At 63.5% G+C, this 18,162-nt stretch carries 15 protein-coding genes and 2 pseudogenes; 8 read left to right on the forward strand and 9 right to left on the reverse strand.

What is annotated here, in order from left to right:
- Positions 1 to 105: 105 nt before the first annotated feature.
- Positions 106 to 1,698 carry an alkaline phosphatase family protein gene (locus NKJ91_RS29015; protein ID WP_352458273.1) on the reverse strand — a complete coding sequence of 531 codons (1,593 nt, stop codon included), beginning with the start codon at positions 1,696 to 1,698 and terminating at the stop codon, positions 106 to 108.
- A 208-nt stretch (positions 1,699 to 1,906) separates the two neighbouring features.
- Between NKJ91_RS29015 and NKJ91_RS29020 the strand changes: the two genes are divergently transcribed.
- From NKJ91_RS29020 to NKJ91_RS29035, 4 genes are all read left to right on the forward strand, one after another.
- On the forward strand, positions 1,907 to 2,839 hold the full coding sequence (locus NKJ91_RS29020) for a VOC family protein (RefSeq protein ID WP_352458274.1): 933 nt from the start codon (positions 1,907 to 1,909) through the stop codon (positions 2,837 to 2,839).
- 10 nt (positions 2,840 to 2,849) lie between these two features.
- Positions 2,850 to 3,485 (forward strand): alpha/beta hydrolase, encoded by a 636-nt coding sequence (locus tag NKJ91_RS29025; protein ID WP_352458275.1) that lies wholly within the window; start codon positions 2,850 to 2,852, stop codon positions 3,483 to 3,485.
- On the forward strand, positions 3,478 to 3,777 hold the full coding sequence (locus tag NKJ91_RS29030; RefSeq protein ID WP_023678555.1) for a GNAT family N-acetyltransferase: 300 nt from the start codon (positions 3,478 to 3,480) through the stop codon (positions 3,775 to 3,777). Before NKJ91_RS29025 ends, NKJ91_RS29030 begins: the two co-directional genes overlap by 8 nt.
- A 186-nt stretch (positions 3,778 to 3,963) precedes the next feature.
- A complete protein-coding gene (locus NKJ91_RS29035) occupies positions 3,964 to 5,022 on the forward strand; it encodes a dipeptidase (RefSeq protein WP_352458276.1) in 1,059 nt (352 codons plus the stop codon).
- Positions 5,023 to 5,064: 42 nt separating this feature from the next.
- Here NKJ91_RS29035 and NKJ91_RS29040 read toward each other — a convergent pair whose 3' ends face one another.
- Together NKJ91_RS29040 and NKJ91_RS29045 are read right to left on the reverse strand one after the other, a co-directional pair.
- Positions 5,065 to 5,325 carry a hypothetical protein gene (locus NKJ91_RS29040; protein ID WP_023678557.1) on the reverse strand — a complete coding sequence of 87 codons (261 nt, stop codon included), beginning with the start codon at positions 5,323 to 5,325 and terminating at the stop codon, positions 5,065 to 5,067.
- A gap of 2 nt (positions 5,326 to 5,327) precedes the next feature.
- Entirely contained in the window at positions 5,328 to 5,543 is a 216-nt protein-coding gene (locus tag NKJ91_RS29045) for a hypothetical protein (protein ID WP_352458296.1), read from the reverse strand.
- A 113-nt stretch (positions 5,544 to 5,656) separates the two neighbouring features.
- On the opposite strand from NKJ91_RS29045, the gene betI reads away from it, so the two are divergent.
- The 4 genes and pseudogenes from betI (at position 5,657) to NKJ91_RS29065 (ending at position 9,063) form a co-directional block, all read left to right on the forward strand.
- Positions 5,657 to 6,373: a transcriptional regulator BetI gene (gene betI, locus NKJ91_RS29050; RefSeq protein WP_502903646.1), complete on the forward strand. Its 717-nt coding sequence runs from the start codon at positions 5,657 to 5,659 to the stop codon at positions 6,371 to 6,373.
- A gap of 76 nt (positions 6,374 to 6,449) precedes the next feature.
- Positions 6,450 to 7,751, forward strand: coding sequence for a flavin monoamine oxidase family protein (locus NKJ91_RS29055; RefSeq protein ID WP_352458278.1), 1,302 nt, complete (start codon positions 6,450 to 6,452; stop codon positions 7,749 to 7,751).
- Positions 7,752 to 7,771: 20 nt separating this feature from the next.
- Positions 7,772 to 7,954: pseudogene (locus tag NKJ91_RS29060) on the forward strand (aspartate aminotransferase family protein); the annotation flags it as partial.
- Between the two features lie 314 nt (positions 7,955 to 8,268).
- Positions 8,269 to 9,063, forward strand: a complete 795-nt coding sequence (locus NKJ91_RS29065; RefSeq protein ID WP_352458279.1) for an inositol monophosphatase family protein — start codon at positions 8,269 to 8,271, stop codon at positions 9,061 to 9,063.
- On the opposite strand, the gene NKJ91_RS29070 is transcribed toward NKJ91_RS29065, so the two are convergent.
- The 6 genes and pseudogenes from NKJ91_RS29070 to NKJ91_RS29095 form a co-directional block, all read right to left on the reverse strand.
- On the reverse strand, positions 9,053 to 10,129 hold the full coding sequence (locus NKJ91_RS29070) for an ABC transporter ATP-binding protein (protein WP_352458280.1): 1,077 nt from the start codon (positions 10,127 to 10,129) through the stop codon (positions 9,053 to 9,055). The two genes, NKJ91_RS29065 and NKJ91_RS29070, sit on opposite strands and share 11 nt — an antisense overlap.
- Complete coding sequence (locus NKJ91_RS29075; RefSeq protein WP_352458281.1) at positions 10,129 to 12,417, reverse strand: ABC transporter permease; 2,289 nt, start codon at positions 12,415 to 12,417, stop codon at positions 10,129 to 10,131. The genes NKJ91_RS29070 and NKJ91_RS29075 overlap by 1 nt, the downstream gene beginning before the upstream one ends.
- 3 nt (positions 12,418 to 12,420) lie before the next feature.
- Positions 12,421 to 13,450 (reverse strand): annotated as a pseudogene (locus NKJ91_RS29080) (ABC transporter substrate-binding protein).
- A gap of 181 nt (positions 13,451 to 13,631) precedes the next feature.
- On the reverse strand, positions 13,632 to 16,163 hold the full coding sequence (locus NKJ91_RS29085; protein WP_352458282.1) for an NAD-dependent epimerase/dehydratase family protein: 2,532 nt from the start codon (positions 16,161 to 16,163) through the stop codon (positions 13,632 to 13,634).
- A gap of 190 nt (positions 16,164 to 16,353) precedes the next feature.
- Complete coding sequence (locus tag NKJ91_RS29090) at positions 16,354 to 17,241, reverse strand: arginase family protein (protein ID WP_352458283.1); 888 nt, start codon at positions 17,239 to 17,241, stop codon at positions 16,354 to 16,356.
- Between the two features lie 377 nt (positions 17,242 to 17,618).
- Positions 17,619 to 18,119, reverse strand: a complete 501-nt coding sequence (locus NKJ91_RS29095) for a DUF6496 domain-containing protein (RefSeq protein ID WP_352458284.1) — start codon at positions 18,117 to 18,119, stop codon at positions 17,619 to 17,621.
- Positions 18,120 to 18,162 lie beyond the last annotated feature (43 nt).

An 18,162-nucleotide genomic window follows, 5' to 3' on the forward strand; every position in this document is an offset into this window, starting at 1 on the left:
CCACGGCCACCTATGCCAAAAATCGCTCCAAACAGGGATTGATCAGGCGCAAAGCTGCGCACAGGGCCACCCATACGCCCGCGCGGGCAACGGCGCGGGCTTTGCTTATCTCGAGGGGAAGCCGGCGACATGGCCGGCAACGCCACTGTCCGTCAATTCGGCGAGCGCCAAAGACTGGTCGAGATGCTCGGCCCGCCAGGCGAGCAACTTCTCGGCAAATTCCAGCCGTGCCAGCAGATAGGCTGGGTCGTCAGCGACATTGGTCAACTCGCGTGCATCCTTCTCCAGGTCGAAGAGCAAGGGCGGCAGGCCTCCGCCGAAATTCACATATTTGAACTTTTGCGTGCGGATGACGGCGAGATTGCACTGACGCGGACCGATGCCGAAATACCGTTCGGCATCACCATCAGCGATCGAGCGGAAATCGAACTCCCAATGCGCCGCATCGCGCCAATTGTCCGGCTCCGTTGCGTCCAGGAAAGGCGCCAGCGAGCGGCCGTCGAGATGCGGCAGCACTTCGCCGCCCGTGAGCTCGAGCCCAGTGAGATCGAGCAAGGTCGGTGCCAAATCCACCGCCTCGGTGAAGCGGTCGACACTGCTGCCGGCAGCCTTGCGGCGGCGCGGATCGCGAATGATCAGCGGAATATGGAAGCTGCAGTCGAAGAAGCCGCCCTTGCCCAGCATGAAATGGTCGCCCATCATCTCGGCGTGGTCGGAGGTCAGCACGATGACGGTGTCGTCCCATGCATCGGCCGCCTTGACCGCTTGCCAGACGCGGCCAAGCTGCGCGTCGACCTCCGAGATCATGCCGTAATAGAGCGCCCGGATGCGGCGAAAATTATCGTCGCCCCAGTCGCGCACCTTGCCCTCCGAGCCGGGACGGAATTTCGACCGTTCCTGCAGGTCAAGTTCATAGGCGAGATAAGGGTGGCTTGCTGCTTCGGCCTGCCAGCTTTCCGCGCGGTCAAAAGCTGGACCGATGGCCGGATCGTACATGGCGTTGTAAGGCGCCGGCACGATGAAGGGCGGGTGGGGGCTGATGAAGGAAAGATGCGCGAACCACGGGGCATCGCGCTCCTGCTCGCCGAGCCAGCGGATGAATTCGCCGGCCAGGAAGGCCGACGGCGTCTCGTGCTTCGAATAGATTGGCGGACCGTTGCTGATCGCGCCGTCGTTTTCCAGGATTTCGCCCGCCGGGCAGTGAATGGCGGGGGAGCCGGCGCCGGCATCGACGCCGCGCGCCTTGAGCCATGACAGCCAGGGCTTCTGGTGCTCGGGCAGAAGCTGGCGCACGGTGAAGCCGGGCAGCACGCCTTCATAGCTTTTCAGCTGCGGGTCGCCAGGCGCCAGCGTGCGCGGGTCGCGCGCCATGTCGGTATAACCGAACAGCGTCGGATCATAGCCGAGGGCGCGTGCCCAGAGGGCTATGTTGCCGTGGCGGGCGTCGAGCGGCGTGCCGTTGCGGCAGACACGATTGTTCATCTGGTAGAGGCCGGTGTAGAGGCAGGCGCGCGCCGGCGAGCAAGGTGCGGCGCCGCCATAGTGCTTCTGGAACAAAACGCCCTCGGCAGCCAGCGCGTCGGCATTCGGCGTCCTTACCACCTTGTGGCCAGCAGCTGACAGGCAGTCGCCCCGCCACTGGTCGCAGGTGATCAGGAGAATATTGGGGCGTTTTCCACTCAACCGCTGTATCCTCATGCTGGCTACATGCGTCGCTCATGGAGCGCAATTTCGACGAGTATGCAAGCCGGTCCAGTTTGCCGAATGGTGAACAAAACCTGCTTCGTCGTTCACTTTAACAGCACAGTCCATTCTGTGTTTGCCGCCTTTGCGGCCAGGAGGCGGATGCTCATATTTGCGTGGACAGCGGCAAGGGCCGCGCCGGCACAAGGAAAGGAGCAGAAACATGCTCGACCAAGTCAAGGGCCTGCATCACGTCACCTCGATGGCCAGCGATGCGCGCCAGAACAACGAATTCTTCACCGGTACGCTCGGTCTGCGGCGGGTCAAGAAAACCGTCAATTTCGACGCGCCCGACGTCTACCACCTCTATTACGGCGACGAGGTCGGCACGCCCGGCTCGGTGATGACCTATTTCCCGTTTCCCAACATCGGCAAGGGCCGCCATGGCGTTGGCGAGGTCGGCACCACCGCTTACTCGGTGCCTGAGGGCACGCTCGGCTATTGGGAGAAACGGTTTGCCGAGCAAGGCGTCACCGGGCTCTCCCGCGAGGAGACGTTCGGCGAGAAGCGTCTTGCCTTCGCCGGCCCCGACGGCGACGGGTTTGCGCTGGTCGAGGACAGAGTGGACAGCCGTGCGCCCTGGGCCAAGGGTGGCATTCCCACCGACGAGGCGATCCGCGGCTTTCACTCGGTGTCGCTCAGGCTGAAAGATGGCGGCGCCACCGAAGAGCTGCTGAAATTCATGGGTTATGAGGAGATCGACAAGTCCGGCAATGTCAGGCGGCTGGCGGTGAAGAACGGCAACGGCGCCGACGTCGTCGATATCGAATCGCTGCCAGGGGCCGGCTTCGCCAATCTCGGCGCCGGCTCGGTCCACCATGTCGCCTTTGCCGTCGAGAACCGCGCCAAGCAGCTCGAAGTGCGCAAGGCGCTGCTCGACACCGGTTATCAAGTGACGCCGGTAATCGACCGCGACTATTTCTGGGCGATCTACTTCCGCACACCGGGCGGCGTGCTGTTCGAAGTCGCTACCAACGAGCCGGGCTTCGACCGCGACGAGGATACCGCCCATCTTGGCGAGGCGCTGAAGCTGCCGTCGCAACACCAGCATTTGCGGCCCTATCTCGAGCAGCATCTGCAGAAACTGGAAGACTGAGGGCAAGATCATGAGCAAGGATTCGTATATTCACAAGGTGCTGCCCGGTTCACCTGATGGACCGCTGCTCTTCGTCTTCCATGGCACCGGCGGCGACGAGGCCCAGCTTCTGTCGCTTGGGCGCGATCTTGCGTCGCAAGCGACGATCGTCGCACCGCGCGGTGATGTCTCGGAACAAGGCGCCGCACGCTTCTTCCGCCGTACCGGCGAGAGCGTCTACGACATGGGCGACCTCACGCGAGCGACGGACAAGATGGCCGGCTTCGTCAAGACGCATATCGAGGCGGCAAAGCCATCTTCGGTGCTCGGCCTCGGTTACTCCAACGGCGCCAACATCCTGGCCTCGGTGCTGTTTGCCGAACCGTCGCTGTTCGACGCAACGGTGCTGATGCATCCGCTGATCCCGTTCGAGCCGGAGGTCAAGGGCAGCCTTGGCGGCAGCCGCATCCTGGTCACCGCCGGCAGGCGGGACCCGATCTGTCCGCCTGATTTGACGGCGCGGCTTGAAGCCTATTTGCGCGCCGATGGCGCCGATGTCACAGTCGAGTGGCATGACGGCGGCCATGAGGTGCGGCCGACCGAGATCGAGGCGGCGCGGCGGTTGTTCGCCCTTGCGCCGGATGAAAGGACCGCAAGCCATGTCTGACCTATTGCCCGAGATCGAGATGGAGGACCGCGGCTCGAAGGGCCGCTACCTCCTGCGTGGGCCGGGCGGCGCGGAGGCTGAGATGACCTTCACCAAGATCGGCGAGCACCAGATCATCATCGACCATACCGAAGTGCCGGATGCATTTCGCGGCCAGGGCGCGGGGCTTCGCCTGGTCACCCGTGCCGTCGAGGATGCACGTGCGGCGGGCAAGACGATCATCCCGCTTTGCCCGTTCGCCAATGCCCAATTCCGCCGCCATCCGGAATGGGCGGACGTGCTGAAGCGGTAAGCATAGCCCCTCGATGAATGACAGGAGAAGGGGTGCGCGGCTTTACCGCGTGCCCCTTTGGCCATTGGCGGCGTACAAACGCAAGGGGCAACATACGGGATTTGCGCAGAGCGCCAACCTTGCCTAAGTATTGCCAGCAACCGGCTCGCCGTCTGCGGCCCGACCACTTCAACCGAATGGCCCTCCATGACCGAATCCGATCTCGTTCCCGTCTTCGACGGCCACAACGACACGCTGCTCCGGCTCTACCAGTCGAAGGATGCGGACGTCGAAAAGCTGTTCGTCGAGGGGACGCCGGGTGGCCACATCGACCTGCCGCGCGCGAAGAAAGGCGGGTTTGCCGGCGGCATGTTCGCGATCTTCCCGCCGCCTGTCGAGAAATCCAAACGCGGCGCGGTGCCGCTGGCGCCGAGCGACAGCGAGCCCTTGCCGCCCGAGGTTCCGCGCGCCGATGCGCTCAACTCCACCGTAGCGATGGCCTCGATCCTGTTCAGGCTGGAGCGGGCTTCGGCGCTTACCGTCTGCCGCAGCGCCGGCGATGTGAGGAAGGCGATGGCGCAAGGCTCGATTGCGGCGGTGTTTCATATCGAGGGGGTCGAGGCGATCGACCCTGAGCTCACCCTGCTCGATGTCCTCCACGCAGCCGGCCTGCGCTCGCTCGGCATCGTCTGGAGCCGTCCCAATGCCTTCGGCCACGGCGTGCCGTTCCGTTTCCCGTCATCGCCCGATACAGGGGCGGGGCTGACCGATGCCGGCAAGGCGCTGGTGAAAGCCTGCAACCAGCTGAAGATCATGATCGATCTTTCGCATCTCAACGAAAAAGGTTTCCGCGACGTCGTCGAGATCAGCGACGCACCGCTGGTCGCGACCCATTCCAACGTGCACGCGATCTGCGGCCATTCGCGCAACCTCACCGAATGGCAGCTCGGCGCGATCCGCGACTCCGGCGGCATGGTCGGGCTGAACTTCGCCACCGGGTTCCTGCGCGAGGACGGCAGGATGAACGCCGACACCGGCCTCGACATCATGGTGCGCCATGTCGATTCGCTGCTGCAGGCGCTGGGCGAAGACGGCGTCGGCCTAGGCTCGGATTTCGACGGCGCCATGATCCCGGCCGTGATAGGCGATGTTGCCGGCCTGCCAAGACTGCTCGACGCATTCGCGGCACGCGGCTTCGGGCGCGCGCTGATCGAGAAGATCGCCTATCGCAACTGGCTCGGCATGCTGGAAAAGACCATCGGCTAAGCGGGTGATGCCGGCTTGACCGGAACGCGATTTGGGGGCGGACTATTCGAAACCCATGCGTTTAAGCCAGTCCTGGCCAATGCCGCGATCACGGATGATCGGCAGCGGATCCGTCGAATCCAGGCGTGCGCAGATGCGGTAGACCTCGAGCGTCTCGGCGTTCATCTCGCCGCGTTTGTAGAAGAACATGGCCGCGGCATAGCGGGTGCGGCCCGACCATTTTTCGCCGAGCGGCGTGTTGATCAGCTGCCACTGTTCGGCGGCTTCGGTGTCGAGTTCGGGACTGTCGGTGTCGTCGGCCATATTTAGAAATCCGCGGGCGGACTGGTGCGGCGGTCGAGTTTGATGACCAGCCACGGCGCCAGTTTGGCACGCCTCAGCAGCTTTTGATATTGCAGCTCGCGCCTGGCGTAGATCTCGACCCAAGGTCCGCTGCAGGCGGGCTCGGCGGCGCTGATCTGGTCTGCATCGCCGGGATCGCTGCCTTTCGCCGACGGTGCCTTCGACGTCGTTTTCTCCAAGGATGCAATCTCGACGAGAACATTCGAATATGGGCAGCCGTGCAGAAGGTGCTTGACAGTGGCAAACACCGTCCCACTGATCTTCGCGGCCGAAGCCGATCGGCTAGCCGGCGATGCTGGAGACCATCACCCCGATGAAGACAACAGAGGCGCGCGAAGCCCTCCTCGAACCGGCGCGAAAAAGCGATTCCGATAAGCGCGGCCGCAAGGCGTCGAAAGAGACAAGGCAGGTTCAACTGATCGAAGCGACTATCGATTCACTGGCCAAGCGCGGCTATTCGGAAACGACTATGGCCGACGTCGCCGACGGCGCCGGCCTGTCGCGCGGCATCGTCAATTTCCATTTCGAGAGCAAGGACAAGCTGCTCGTCGCCACTTTGCAATACATGCATGACGAGTATTCGGCGCATTGGCGCAGCGCCTTGCAAAAGGCCGGCGATGATCCCGCCCGCCAGCTGCAGGCATTGGTGGCGGCCGATTTCGACCGCTCGATCTGCAACAAGCGCAAGCTGGCTGCCTGGTGTGCCTTCTGGGGCGAGGCCAAATCGCGACCGAAATATCAGGCGCTGAGCAGCGCACGCGATGCCGTCTACCAGAACATCTTCATCGATCTTTGCGCGGCGCTCAAGCAGAGCGGCTTCTATGCCTATGAGCCGCAAGTCATGGCGCTGGCGCTCAGCGCCATGCTGGATGGTCTGTGGCTGCGTTTGATGATGGGCACCGAGGACGCCACACGCGAGACGGCGCTGCAGGCCGCGAACGAGTTCCTGTCTGCGGCATTCCCCAAGCACTATCCGAACTCTGCAGCCCACGGTGCCAGGCCGGCGTGAACCATCAAAAAGAGGGTGGACCAGCAATGAAGACAATGATCCGGCCCCTGACATTCGAGAAGATCAAGGCCGGCTAATGAAGTTCAAGATCGAACGAGCCGATGTGGCCATCGTCGGCGCCGGCTTCACCGGCCTGTCGGCCGCGCGTGAATTGAACCACGCCGGCATCGATGTCGTGCTGCTCGAAGCCCGCGACCGTGTCGGCGGCCGCGTCGAAGCCGTGCAGAACGGGCTCGGCGAGCGGATCGACAGCGGCGGCCAGTTCCTGTGCGAAGACATGCCGGAATTAATGGCGCTGGTGCGAGCGCGCGGCAAGACATTGGTCGAGACCCATGTCGCAGGCGAATTCGTCACGCAGCCGCGAATGAGCGAGGCGCAAGCCGGGCGTACTTACGGCACCGCGATGCGAATGCGCGAGCGGATGAATGCGATCGCACCGACCGACCCGACCATTGTCGGCTTGACGGTCGCGGCATGGCTCGATCGCCAGGCCGATCCTGACGATGCGAAGGCCGCCTTTCGGTCGATGATCGAGGGCCTGTGGTGCCTGGCAATGGAAAGGCTGCCGCTGTGGTACTTGATCGACAATGATCGCCGCATCACCAACGAGGTGTCGGAGCTGCAGTATTTCGTGGGCGAAACCATGCATTCGCTAGCGGATGATCTTGCGCGGGATCTCGGCGATCGACTGCGGCTGAATACAGCTGTCGAGGCCATTGAGCACGGGCCGGGAGGGGTTCGCGTCGTTTCGCCTGCCGGCGCGATCGAGGCACGAGCGGTACTGGTCGCCGTACCGCCGATGATGGCCTCGAGAGTGGATTTCGTGCCGCCGCTGCCCGCTGTGCTGAAGAGAGCCCTCGGCGTCTGGCAAAGCGGCGCGGTGATCAAAATGCTGGTGCGCTACCCCAAGGCTTTCTGGCGCGACAGGGGCTTGAGCGGCATGGTGATGTGGCGCGACCCGCACGGGCTTTTTGCCTGCGATGCCAGCAGGGACGAGGATCACGCAGCCCTTGTCGTCTTCATCGGCGGGCCGCTGGCGCAGCGCTGGCGGGATCTGGACCACGCGGCGTTGCGCGCAAAGGTGACGTCAAAGCTGGAAGAGGCGCTCGGTATCGAGGCGGCCGGCATCATCGATCTCAGTTATCGCGACTGGACTGGGGATCGCTGGAGCGGCGGCGGTTACAGCGATCTGATCGTCGATGCGACGGCAACCGATGCCGAACGCATTATCCGCGCCGGCGCGTCGCGGATCCATTTCGCCTCGTCGGAGCTGTCGCCATCATTTCCGGGCTACGTCGAGGGCGCCATCGTCGCCGGCCGCATTGCTGCGCTAAGAATTATTCAGTCTGCCATCGCCAGCAGAGCCTCGGGGTCATAAGCGAGGCGGATCAAGGTGCCGAGCGCATCGACGCGCATTGCCACGAGCTCGGCCTGCTGGTCCGGCCACTGATCAACATGTGCGTGATGTCGCCGCCATTGATCATCACGCGCGAGCAGATCGACGACATGGTGTCGATCCTGCGCGAAGGCATTTCGCGCACGATGGACGATCTGCGCCGCGAAGGTGTCTGGCGGGGATAGGCGTTTATCGCCGGCAATCTCAGCCGCGGCATTGGTCGGCCGCTGGCAACGTGGGCGAGGTCGATGAACTGGGCGGTGCCGCGATCTTCCTGGTTTCCGACGCGTCGAGCTTCATGACCGGCTAGATCATCTATGTCGACGGCGACATGACCGGACCCGTATGAGCGCGACTGTCGCTGTCGATGGAAGATCGGTCGGCCTCGGGGCCGCCCCGCAAAAGGCAGGGCTCGTCATTTGCACACTCTTATCTTCACCGCTAAGCTTCTCTGGCTGGGGTATTTTCCTCAGATCACATTCGCCGTCCCAAGGATCTCATGACACCCGACACAGCAACGCGCGAACAGTTCGCCATCGATCTCGCGCGGCGCGCCGGCGCGCTCGGCCTGAAGTATTTTCGCGACCTCGACAGCCTCGCCATCGAGAGCAAAGGTCATCAGGACATGGTCTCGCAGGCTGACCGCGAGGTCGAGCTGTTCATCCGTGCGGCAATGAAAGCCGCCTACCCGACCGATGGAATTGTCGGCGAGGAGCATGCCTCGGTCACCGGATCGAGCGGGCATGTCTGGGTGATAGATCCGATCGACGGCACCGCGAACTTCGTGCGGGGCATCCCGGCCTGGTGCGTGGTCATCGCCTGCGCCAAGGACGGCGACACTGTCGTGGGTGTCATCCACGAGCCCTCTACCGGCGAAACGTTCCATTGCCGCAAGGGCGGCGGCGCTTTTCTCAACGGCAAGCCGATCAGGGCAAGCGCGGCCACCAGCCTGACCGACGGCTCGTTGGGCACCGGCTTTTCCAACCGCGCCGAAATGCAAAACGTCGCCACGCTCATCGGCTTGCTGTTTTCAAAAGGCGGCGTGTTTTTCCGTAACGCATCCGGCGCGTTGATGCTCGCCTATGCGGCCGCCGGCAGGCTGCTCGGCTATGTCGAAGAGCATATGAACGCCTGGGACTGCCTGGCAGGCATGCTGCTGGTGGAAGAAGCCGGCGGCACGATCGTCAAGCCCGACCCAAAAACGGTTCTGGAAAACGGCGCGCTGGTGATTTGCAGCGGTGGCGGCGTGTTCGCGCAGGTTCACCAGCTCTGCGTGCAATCCTTCAAGCTTTGATCAGAACCGGTCCGCGCTCCGGAAAGCCGATGCCGACGCTGTCGCCTGCCTGAAACGGCGCATCGATGTTGTGCGATATCGCAAACACCTGGCCGTGCGGTGTGCCGATGATCAGTTCGAGATGGCTGCCGACATAGGTGACCTTTTCGAGCCTGCCGGCGATCGTCCGCGGCCTGCCGGCAGGCCCGATCTCGATGCGGCTCGGACGGACGGCCAGCTTCGCCGGGCCGACCAGCTGGCCTCGCGCCGGCAGTTTCAAGGCCAGCGAACCCAGCCGGACGGCAGCTTCATCGCCTCCTACCGAAACCACCTCGCAATCGAGGATGTTGGCTTCGCCGATGAAGTCGGCGACGAAAGCGTTGGCCGGTGCGTCGTAGAGTTCGCGTGGCGTGCCGTCCTGTGCGATCACCGCTTTGTTCATGACGATGATACGATCCGAAACCGCCAGCGCCTCTTCCTGGTCGTGTGTGACATAGACCACCGTCAGCCCGAGCTTGATCTGGATTTCCCTGATTTCCTCGCGCACGTGCCGGCGCAGCTTGGCGTCGAGATTTGACAGCGGCTCGTCGAACAGCAGCACTTGCGGTTCGAGCACCAGCGCGCGTGCCACCGCCACGCGCTGCTGCTGGCCGCCAGACAGTTCGCTGGGCAGGCGCGCCTCGAGACCGGTCAGGCCGACCAATTCCAGCCCGGCATGGGCGCGCGATGCGGCCTCCTTCTTGTCATGGCCGGAGAAACGCAAGCCATAGGAGACGTTCTCCATCACCGTCATGTGCGGAAACAGTGCATAGGACTGGAAAACCATGGACACGTCGCGGTCGGTGGCGGGCAGGCGGGTGACATCTTTGCCGCCTATCAGAATGCGGCCGCTGGACGGCATTTCAAGGCCGGCGATCATGCGCAGCGTCGTCGTCTTGCCGCAGCCGGAGGGCCCGAGAAGCGTCACCAGCTTGCCGGCTTCGATCGCAAGCGAGATGTCGTCGACCGCCGGCATGCTGGCGCCCGGATATGTCTTGGTGACATGGTCGAAGGTTACCGAGGCGGCGTTGCTGCGAATTTCGGCCATCACCCGGCTCCTGCTATTGTGGTCGGGCCGCCGGCCGTTCCGGGCAGGCTGACATTGGTGCGCACGCTCCAGCCGCCGTCGCCCTGCTGGATGCCGCGCCGGCCGATATTGCGGCTGCCGACAAGCAGCTGCATCAAGCCAATTACCATCAGCATGACGACGATCAGCACCGTCGAATAGGCGATGGCGATGCCGTATTCATTGTTCTCGACACGTCCAACGATGTAGCTGGTCGAGAGATCGTAGCGCGCGCTGACCAGAAAGATGACGGCGCTGATCGCGGTCATGGCGCGCACGAAGGAATAGACGAGCGCCGCCAGCATTGCCGATCTCAGCAAAGGCAGGATGACGCGCCTGAAGGTCTGCCACGAGTTGGCGCCAAGCGTCAGCGAGGATTCATCCAGGCTACGGTCGATCTGCGACATCGAGGCGACGCCGGCGCGCACGCCCACCGGCATGTTGCGGAAGATGAACGACAGTACGAGGATGATGCCGGTCCCGGTCAGCTCGATCGGCGGCACGTTGAAGGCAATGATGTAGCTGACGCCGATGACGGTTCCCGGAATCGCGAACGAGAGCATGGTCGCAAATTCGAAGGCGTTCTTGCCGCGGAAATTCTGGCGGACCAGAAGATAGGCGGTCAGAAGCCCGATCCCGGCCGTCAGAGGCGCCGATATCAGCGCGATCTCCATGGTCGTCCAGAAGGAGCTCCATGCCGAGCCCGACCAGTGGATGCCGAATTCGTTCCAGCCGACGGAGAACGCCTTGCGGTAGTGCTCCAGTGTCAGGCTCTGGTCGACCCCCCACAGCTTGACGAAGCTGCCATAGAAGATCACCGCGTAGACCAGTACGGTGAATGCCGTCCACAGTCCGGCGATGACATAGAGCGCGTATGTCAGCCCGGCAGGCAAGCGCGGATGGACGCCGGCGTCGCCCTTGCCGGTGACGGTGGTGTAAGAGCGCCTGCCGATCCAGAAGCGCTGCGCATAAAAGGCGCCGAGCGTGAAGGCCAGCAGCACCAGCGCCAGGATCGCGGCAAGTGCCGCATCGTTCTGCGCGCCGACAATGGCAAAGAAGATTTCTGTCGACAGCACGTCGTAATTGCCGCTCAGCACCAGCGGATTGCCGAAATCGGCCATGCTCTCGATGAAGCCGAGCAGAAAGGCGTTGGCAAGGCCCGGCCGCATCAGCGGCAGGGATACGGTCCAAAAGGTCTGCCAGCGGCTGGCTCGGAGCGTCTGGGAGGCCTCTTCCATGGACGGGCTGACGCCTTCGACGACGCCCATCAGCACCAGGAAGGCGATCGGCGTGAAGGCGAGAACCTGGGCAATGAGCAGGCCGGGAAGTCCATATACCCAGCGTGTCGGCTGGAAACCGAAGAGACCGGCCACGCTCTGCGTCACTGCCCCTGACAGTCCGAACAACAAGATGATGGCAAGGCCGATGACGAAAGCCGGCGTGATGATCGGCAACACGGTCAGGGCGCGGAGCAGCTTGCCGTGGCGGAAACCGGTACGGGTCACGACCAGCGCGAACACCAGCCCCAGAAACATGGTCAGCAGGCCGACGAGCACGGCCAGCAGCAGCGAATTCCAGGCCACGCCGCAGCGGCTGCCGCCGGCAAGACAAGCCAGGCTCCACAGCCGCGAACTGAACAGCTTGGCCAGGAACGCGACAGGCGAGTAGCCGCCGTCGTCGGTCTGCATGGCATTGGCCAGCATCATCAGGATCGGCATGAAGATGAAAATGGCAACCATGGCGACGACAAAGCCGATCGAGCCGACGACGAAGACGTCGCCAGAGACGGCGCCGCGCGCGGCAACACCCAGGGTGAAAAGGAACAGAAAGGCACCGCTGACCAGCAAGGCGCCGTAGCCCATGCCGAATTGGCGGTCGCCAAGTTCGCCGAACAGGCTGGTGAGCCAGCCGAATTGCCAACCGCGCAGCCCGATGGCGAAGCCCTGGAACAACAGCCAGCCAAATCCGGCGGCGCCGACAATGATCAGCAGCCGGCTGAAAACCGGATCGGATTTGGTGCGGCCCCACAGAAGCAGCGGCACCGCCAGCAGCAGGCCGAGCGGCGCCAGCCACAGTTTCTCGCCCTTGAGGGCCAGAACCAGTGCCGGCGCGAATTCGCTGTCGGACGGGTAACCGTCGAACAGCCAGGAAAAGCCGAAGAACCCGTCCTCGATGCCGTACCAGGGCAGCACGGCAAACCCCAGCCATCCGACCGCCATCCAAAGGACGGCGACCGGTTCAATCGGCCAGCGGGTTTCGCGGAAGCGCATCTGCTATTGCGGCAGCGATGCGACCTCCTCGTCCCATTTTTTCAGCAGCCGCTTCCGCTCTTCGCTCGAGCCGTACTTCTTGAAGTCGTAGTCGATCAGCTTGATGGTGGAGAGGTCGGGCGCCTTGTCGGAGGTTTTTGCCGCCTTGTTCGACGGAACCTGGAACGACCCCGCCTTTTGCGCCATGGACTGGACGTCGGCCTCGAGCGCCCAGTCGTAGAATTTTTTCGCAGCCTCCAGGTTCCGCGCCCCCTTGATGATCGATTCCGAGCCGATCTCGTAGCCGGTTCCCTCGCAAGGGGTGACCGGAACGATCGGGAAACCTGCGACGACCTGCGACACGGCGTCGTGGATGAAGACGATGCCGATGGTGGTCTCGCCGAGACCGGCGGCCTTGATCGGCGCCGAACCCGACTTGGTGTACTGGTTGACGTTCTTGTGCAGGGCTTTCATGTATTCGAAACCCTTGTCCTCACCAAACAGCTGAACGATGGTCGCCAGCATATTGTATGCGGTCCCCGAGGAATTGGGGTTGGCGACCTGGATGTGCCCCTTGTATTCGGGCTTGATCAGATCGGCCCAGCATTTTCGGTTCGGGCAGATTGTTCTTGGCCAGCAAATCCTTGTTGTAGCCGAAGCCCAGCGCACCCGAATAGATGCCGACCGTGCGGTAGCCGGACGTTTCCGCCTGCTTGATCGCCCAGGGCTGCAACTGGTTGAGCAGCGGCGATTTGTATTCCACTGTCAGGCCCTCCTCGGCTGCCTGCAGATGCGGATCGCCGGTGCCGCCCCACCAGATGTCTGCCTTTGGGTTGGCGGCCTCGGCGCGCAATTGCGCATAGATTTCGCCAGCGCTCTTGCGGGTCATATTGACGGTGATGCCGGTCTTCTCCTCGAACGCCCGCGCCGTCTGCTGGCACCAGACCTCGTCAACGCCGCAATACATGGTCAGGCTTTCGGCGGACGCCGATGACGACGCGGCCCACATACCGGCGGCGAGGATGCCGGCGCCGAGAATTGCCCTTTTTATCATGTTGAAATTCCTCCCTAAGTTATTTGCCGACTTATGAAACCCAGATACGCGGAAAATTCAAGTTGGAAGGGTACGGCCGCCTTTGCGCCTTTCGCCGACTTCCCGCTCGATATGTTCGACAGGTTGATGCGGATCAATCTTTGCAGTCACCTGGCCGATCGTCCAGCGCTGCTGAACATCCTCAGACGATGGCCCGGTCCCAGCCGCCATAATGCGCAGCGCTGCGCGTGCCGCGCGGCAGGCTGAGCCCGACCAGCAGCGCTCCGATCGCCAGATTGGCGAGGCTCGCGGCCGCGCCGCCGGCGAGGATGAACGGAGAGAGGGCAATCCAGGCTCCAAGCGCGATGTTCAGAAAGCGGACGGCGCGCGCCACTTCGGCCATCGCAGTAACGGCGATCATGATGATGAGGCAACCGGTGACATGATCGCTAAGGTAGAGCGGCGGACTTGTGCCGAAGACAAGCGGCGTGATCATCAGCAGGGCGCCGGCGAGCGTGCTGGCGACAAGGGTCCACGGGAAGTTCACACCGCCGGTGATGAAGTCCCGCGCCACTGCCGATAGCGACCGGTCGAGATCCGGCGTCGGCGTCTGGTCCTCCGAAAGCGCCGGGCCGCCGCACCAGAATGTGCGCCAGAACGGCTCTCCCGCCTGTTTCGCACGCCAAAGATACTGGCAGCTCGCCAGCACCTCGTCCACCGAATAGGGGATGAGCACGACCGTGACGGCGGCCTGGACGATGCAGAGCGTGCACAGCGCCCCGATGAGCGGTGGCTGGATGATGATGAAGCCGACGCTGACCACACCGAGCGGAACGACCAACAAACCGAACAAAAGCACTATCCACGGCATGGTGCGCCAGCGGCGGCGATCGCCGATCGCGCCCGCGAGGATATCCAGCGCATAGGCAAAGGCGCCCAGCCCGGCATCGGCGATCGGAAAACCCTTGGAGACCCAGGAGGTGACCACCGCCTCGCTGCCATTGCCGGCCGGCGTTTCGCCCGGGCCGAAGAACGGATCCCAAAGACTGTCGATGTGCCCTAGCTGATAGGCAGCGAGATAGCGCGAGACGAACAGGCCGACAAAGGCGAGGCCGATTATGGGAATGCGCTGGGTGAAGAGGGAGGGCGAATAGCTCCAGCCGAGCGGGCGGTCGTCATCGGCGGCAAGGGCACGCCGGCTGATACCCGGCGTCGGCGGGATCATCACCGCGAACGCGACGATCAGCATGCCGGCCAACGTGTCGGTCGCGTAGGCTCCGGCGCTGGTGGTCCAGAACAGCAGCGGCGCGAACATCACCCAAACCCCGATCGAGGCGGTGATCCATTGCAGCCCGTGCCAGCGCCGGCGCATGCCGACAAGCGCCAGCGACAGGATGGCGAGGCCGGATACAATCTCACTGATGCCGAGCCTGCCGTCGCGCGTCTCCGGCGAGGCGATCTCATGTCCGAGCGCCGGCGGAATCGGTGCTGAAGCGGGATCGAACAGGCCGAGCGTGAAGGGCGACGCCACGAGCCACAGCCCGATCGCAACGTTGGTCAGCGGCGCCCAGAGCGTTGCGGCCCGGTGGCGTTCGGTTTCCGCCTCGACCTCGTCGTCCGAGCGCTCGAGCGGGCGCTGCAGCCGTTCGGCGGCCTGGTCGAGCTCGGGCGCGGAAGCGGCGACCGCCGACGGTTCAAGCTTGTTCTTCTTGTACCAGTCGGTAGGATCCGCCTTCAGCCGCCGGATCATTTCCGGCAAGGTAGCGGTCAGGCTGTGTCGCGGGTTCCAGCCAAGCAGGCGCCTGGCGCGGGAGATGTCGATCTCGTAGTGATCGTCAGCGTTCTCGATCATCCATGGCTTGATGTCGGTCTCCTGGTCGAAAACCTTCTCCTGCATCCAGGCGCCGAGCTTCGTCACCTCTTTCGGCAGGGACAGGGTCCGCCAGGTCTCGCCGTGCAGGAGCTGCCCGATCTGCTTCTGCATGTCGTCGTAGGACGGCGTCTCTTCTTCGCCGATCAGCAGTACGGTCTCGTTGGGAAGCGCGCTACGCCGGTCGACGGTGCGCACCACGGCGTCGACGAGATCGTCCAGATGCAGGTAGGGCTGGCCGGTGGTGATGTCGCCGGTGAAAAGATAGGCGGTCGGCATGCGCTCGAAAATGCGGGCGATCTGCTGGGCGATGAAGGCCGCGTGACAATCCTCGTCATAGACACCCGCCAGTCGCAGGATCGCAACCTTGATGTCGCCGTGCTCCTTCAGGATCAGCGTCTCGGTCTCGGCCTTCGATCTCGGATAGGCCCAGGCCGGATCGATCGGCGATCGCTCGTCGATCCTGGCGCCCTTCGCCGGGCTCGGCGCATGCACCAGCAACGTGCTCGAAAACACGAACTGCTCCGTCTCGAACCCCCTCAGCGCGTTCAGCAGCCGGCGCGTTCCCTCGACGGTCACCGCGCCGTATTTCGGATTATCCTCGCCGGTCGTGTCGTAATAAGCCGCGAGATGGATTACCGAGGCAACGCGGCCGCCGCTCCGCTCGCGCACCTCGGCCAGTGCCTTCGCCACGCTCGCGTCCGAGGTAAGGTCGATCTCGATCGTCTCGACGCCGGGCAAGGATCGTCTGGCAACATCAAGGCCGATGATGTCGTAGCGCTCCATCAAGCCGCGAGCGATGGCTTGGCCCAGAAACCCGCTGCTGCCTGTGATCAGGACGGTGGGACGGGTTTTGCCGGTCATGGCGAATCTCCTTGGCGATAGCCGGGTAGAAGAAGCCGAATGCTTCGGTCGCACACTCGGAACCATGTTCGTTGAGAACGGTTCCCGATGAGGTAGCACCACAGAATGGGTGCGCGCGGCGATCCGTCAGACCGACGGCCATTCGTGCCGGCGGATTGCGTTCGTGCACAAGTGCAGGACTCCCATTGGTCTACCGGCCGCGAAGGGAAGCGACCAGAATGTCGATCAGCAGCTTGCCGCAGCGACGATCCGGATCGCGGTCGGGATCATAGATCGTCACCTCCATCCCAATCACGCGTGGATCGTTGCACCATGTGCGAAGGGCTTCGACAGCTTCGTCGGGCAAGACACCGCCGGCCTCCGGCGAATCGACAGCCGACATGATCTCGCTGTCCAGCACGTCGACATCGAAGTGAACGAATACACCCTCGACGTCCTGCCCTGTGATCGCGTCAAGCGCTATGCGTGCCGCATCGGCGAAGCCGCGCTGCCGCACGTCAGCCAAATCCATCCGGTGAACATCGGTTTCGAAGACGGCCTTGGACGTGTAAGTCGCGGGGTCCTGCACATCGCGATAGCCAAACGCGACTACGTCGGCCTCACGGACCAAAGGAGTGTGCTCGCCGAAATCGGTCAGGAGCGTCGGGCCATGGCCGGTCACGAAGGCCAAATCCATGCCCGCGGCTCCCCTTGACGGCGAGGTATCCGGCAATTTGAAATCGGTGTGCCCATCGAAGAAGATAAGGCCGTAGCGGCCACGACGCCGCAGCGCGAGCGCAGGGCCAAGCAACACACTGCAATCGCCGCCGAGCATGAGCAGGAACCCTCCCGAGTTCAGCTCCTCGTCGACCGCTTCGGCAAGCGTCTTGGAATACTGGCGCAGGGCCTGGGCATTGCGCACGCCCGTCGCAGGATCCACCTCAGGCCGATAAAGCGGAGCCCGAACCGAGCGCAACGGACCGGCGCCCAAACGGTCGGCGAGACCAAGCGATTGAAGTGCCTCCGGCGCCTTCCACACGCCGGGCTCCGGCTCACCCTCCTGCGGCATCAGCCCAAGATTAGAGGGCGCGCCGAGCAAAGCGATATGTCTCGTCTGAGTGGTGGCTCGCGGCATTGTCGTGCTGGCAGCTGAGGTCATGATCAGAGTTTCTCCGCGTTATGGGCGATACGCATCATGCTCAAGAAACAGGCTGCGCTTTCCTGACCGGTCTCCCGCTGCCCTTGCCGCCGAGTACCTCCGGTCGGTGTCACGCGTCGGGCAGCATCGCGAGCGACGAGTATTGCTCGTTCAGCGCCACCGTGTCGTCAGCGGTGATTTCGAAGTCGATGTTGTCCCGCGGATGCAGGCTCTGGTTCGCCTTGGGCAGCGGCGTTGTCCCGCGCTGCCGGGGCAGAGCTCGATACCGGTCGTTTGGGCCATATCGGATTTCCAGGAGGCGAACTGCCGTCTTTGAACTATGCGTGGTGTGCGCGCGTTCTGGCGGCCTTCTGCGCCGCCGCCTTCCTTCCGCTGGCGCCTTTCGTCTCGGCGGCCTTCTTGGCGGCGGCCGAGCGCTCCTCAGCCGTCCGGCGCGAGGCCGCACGCTTGGCCTGCTGCGCCAGCGCCTCGTGCGACGCCGTGCTCTTCGGCTCGTGCTCGAGCACCTTGGAGACGGCTTTCGAGACCCGCGGGCGGCGTTTCGGCGTGCGTTCACCCTGGCCGGCCTCATAGGCGTATTCGGCGCTTTTGCGCGTGCTCTCCTTCACCTCGCCCTTTTTGGGCGGGGGCAGGTCTACGCCTGCGCGTCTCGCCTCGGAAAGCCCGATGGCGATGGCCTGCTGGGTCGAGCGCGCGCCGTGCTCGCCGCGGCGGATTTTATCGATCTCCTCGTGCACGAACTCGCCGGCCTGTGTGCTCGGCGATTTGCCCTCGCGCTTGTCCTTTCGGGCCTTCTCGATGGTTTTCTTGTCCGGCATTGTCTTTCTCCCACATACGGGTTGCGACAGCCATTCGGATTGC

This window comes from Mesorhizobium sp. M0040 (assembly GCF_040323505.1).
In the GTDB taxonomy this organism is placed as follows: domain Bacteria; phylum Pseudomonadota; class Alphaproteobacteria; order Rhizobiales; family Rhizobiaceae; genus Mesorhizobium.

Excerpts from the sequence above, each read along its gene's own strand:
- NKJ91_RS29015 (WP_352458273.1), bottom strand. The coding sequence starts at position 1,698 with ATGAGGATACAGCGGTTGAGTGGAAAACGCCCCAATATTCTCCTGATC.
- NKJ91_RS29020 (WP_352458274.1), top strand. The coding sequence starts at position 1,907 with ATGCTCGACCAAGTCAAGGGCCTGCATCACGTCACCTCGATGGCCAGC.
- NKJ91_RS29025 (WP_352458275.1), top strand. The coding sequence starts at position 2,850 with ATGAGCAAGGATTCGTATATTCACAAGGTGCTGCCCGGTTCACCTGAT.
- NKJ91_RS29030 (WP_023678555.1), top strand. The coding sequence starts at position 3,478 with ATGTCTGACCTATTGCCCGAGATCGAGATGGAGGACCGCGGCTCGAAG.
- NKJ91_RS29035 (WP_352458276.1), top strand. The coding sequence starts at position 3,964 with ATGACCGAATCCGATCTCGTTCCCGTCTTCGACGGCCACAACGACACG.
- NKJ91_RS29040 (WP_023678557.1), bottom strand. The coding sequence starts at position 5,325 with ATGGCCGACGACACCGACAGTCCCGAACTCGACACCGAAGCCGCCGAA.
- betI (WP_502903646.1), top strand. The coding sequence starts at position 5,657 with ATGCTGGAGACCATCACCCCGATGAAGACAACAGAGGCGCGCGAAGCC.
- NKJ91_RS29055 (WP_352458278.1), top strand. The coding sequence starts at position 6,450 with ATGAAGTTCAAGATCGAACGAGCCGATGTGGCCATCGTCGGCGCCGGC.
- NKJ91_RS29065 (WP_352458279.1), top strand. The coding sequence starts at position 8,269 with ATGACACCCGACACAGCAACGCGCGAACAGTTCGCCATCGATCTCGCG.
- NKJ91_RS29070 (WP_352458280.1), bottom strand. The coding sequence starts at position 10,129 with ATGGCCGAAATTCGCAGCAACGCCGCCTCGGTAACCTTCGACCATGTC.
- NKJ91_RS29075 (WP_352458281.1), bottom strand. The coding sequence starts at position 12,417 with ATGCGCTTCCGCGAAACCCGCTGGCCGATTGAACCGGTCGCCGTCCTT.
- NKJ91_RS29085 (WP_352458282.1), bottom strand. The coding sequence starts at position 16,163 with ATGACCGGCAAAACCCGTCCCACCGTCCTGATCACAGGCAGCAGCGGG.
- NKJ91_RS29095 (WP_352458284.1), bottom strand. The coding sequence starts at position 18,119 with ATGCCGGACAAGAAAACCATCGAGAAGGCCCGAAAGGACAAGCGCGAG.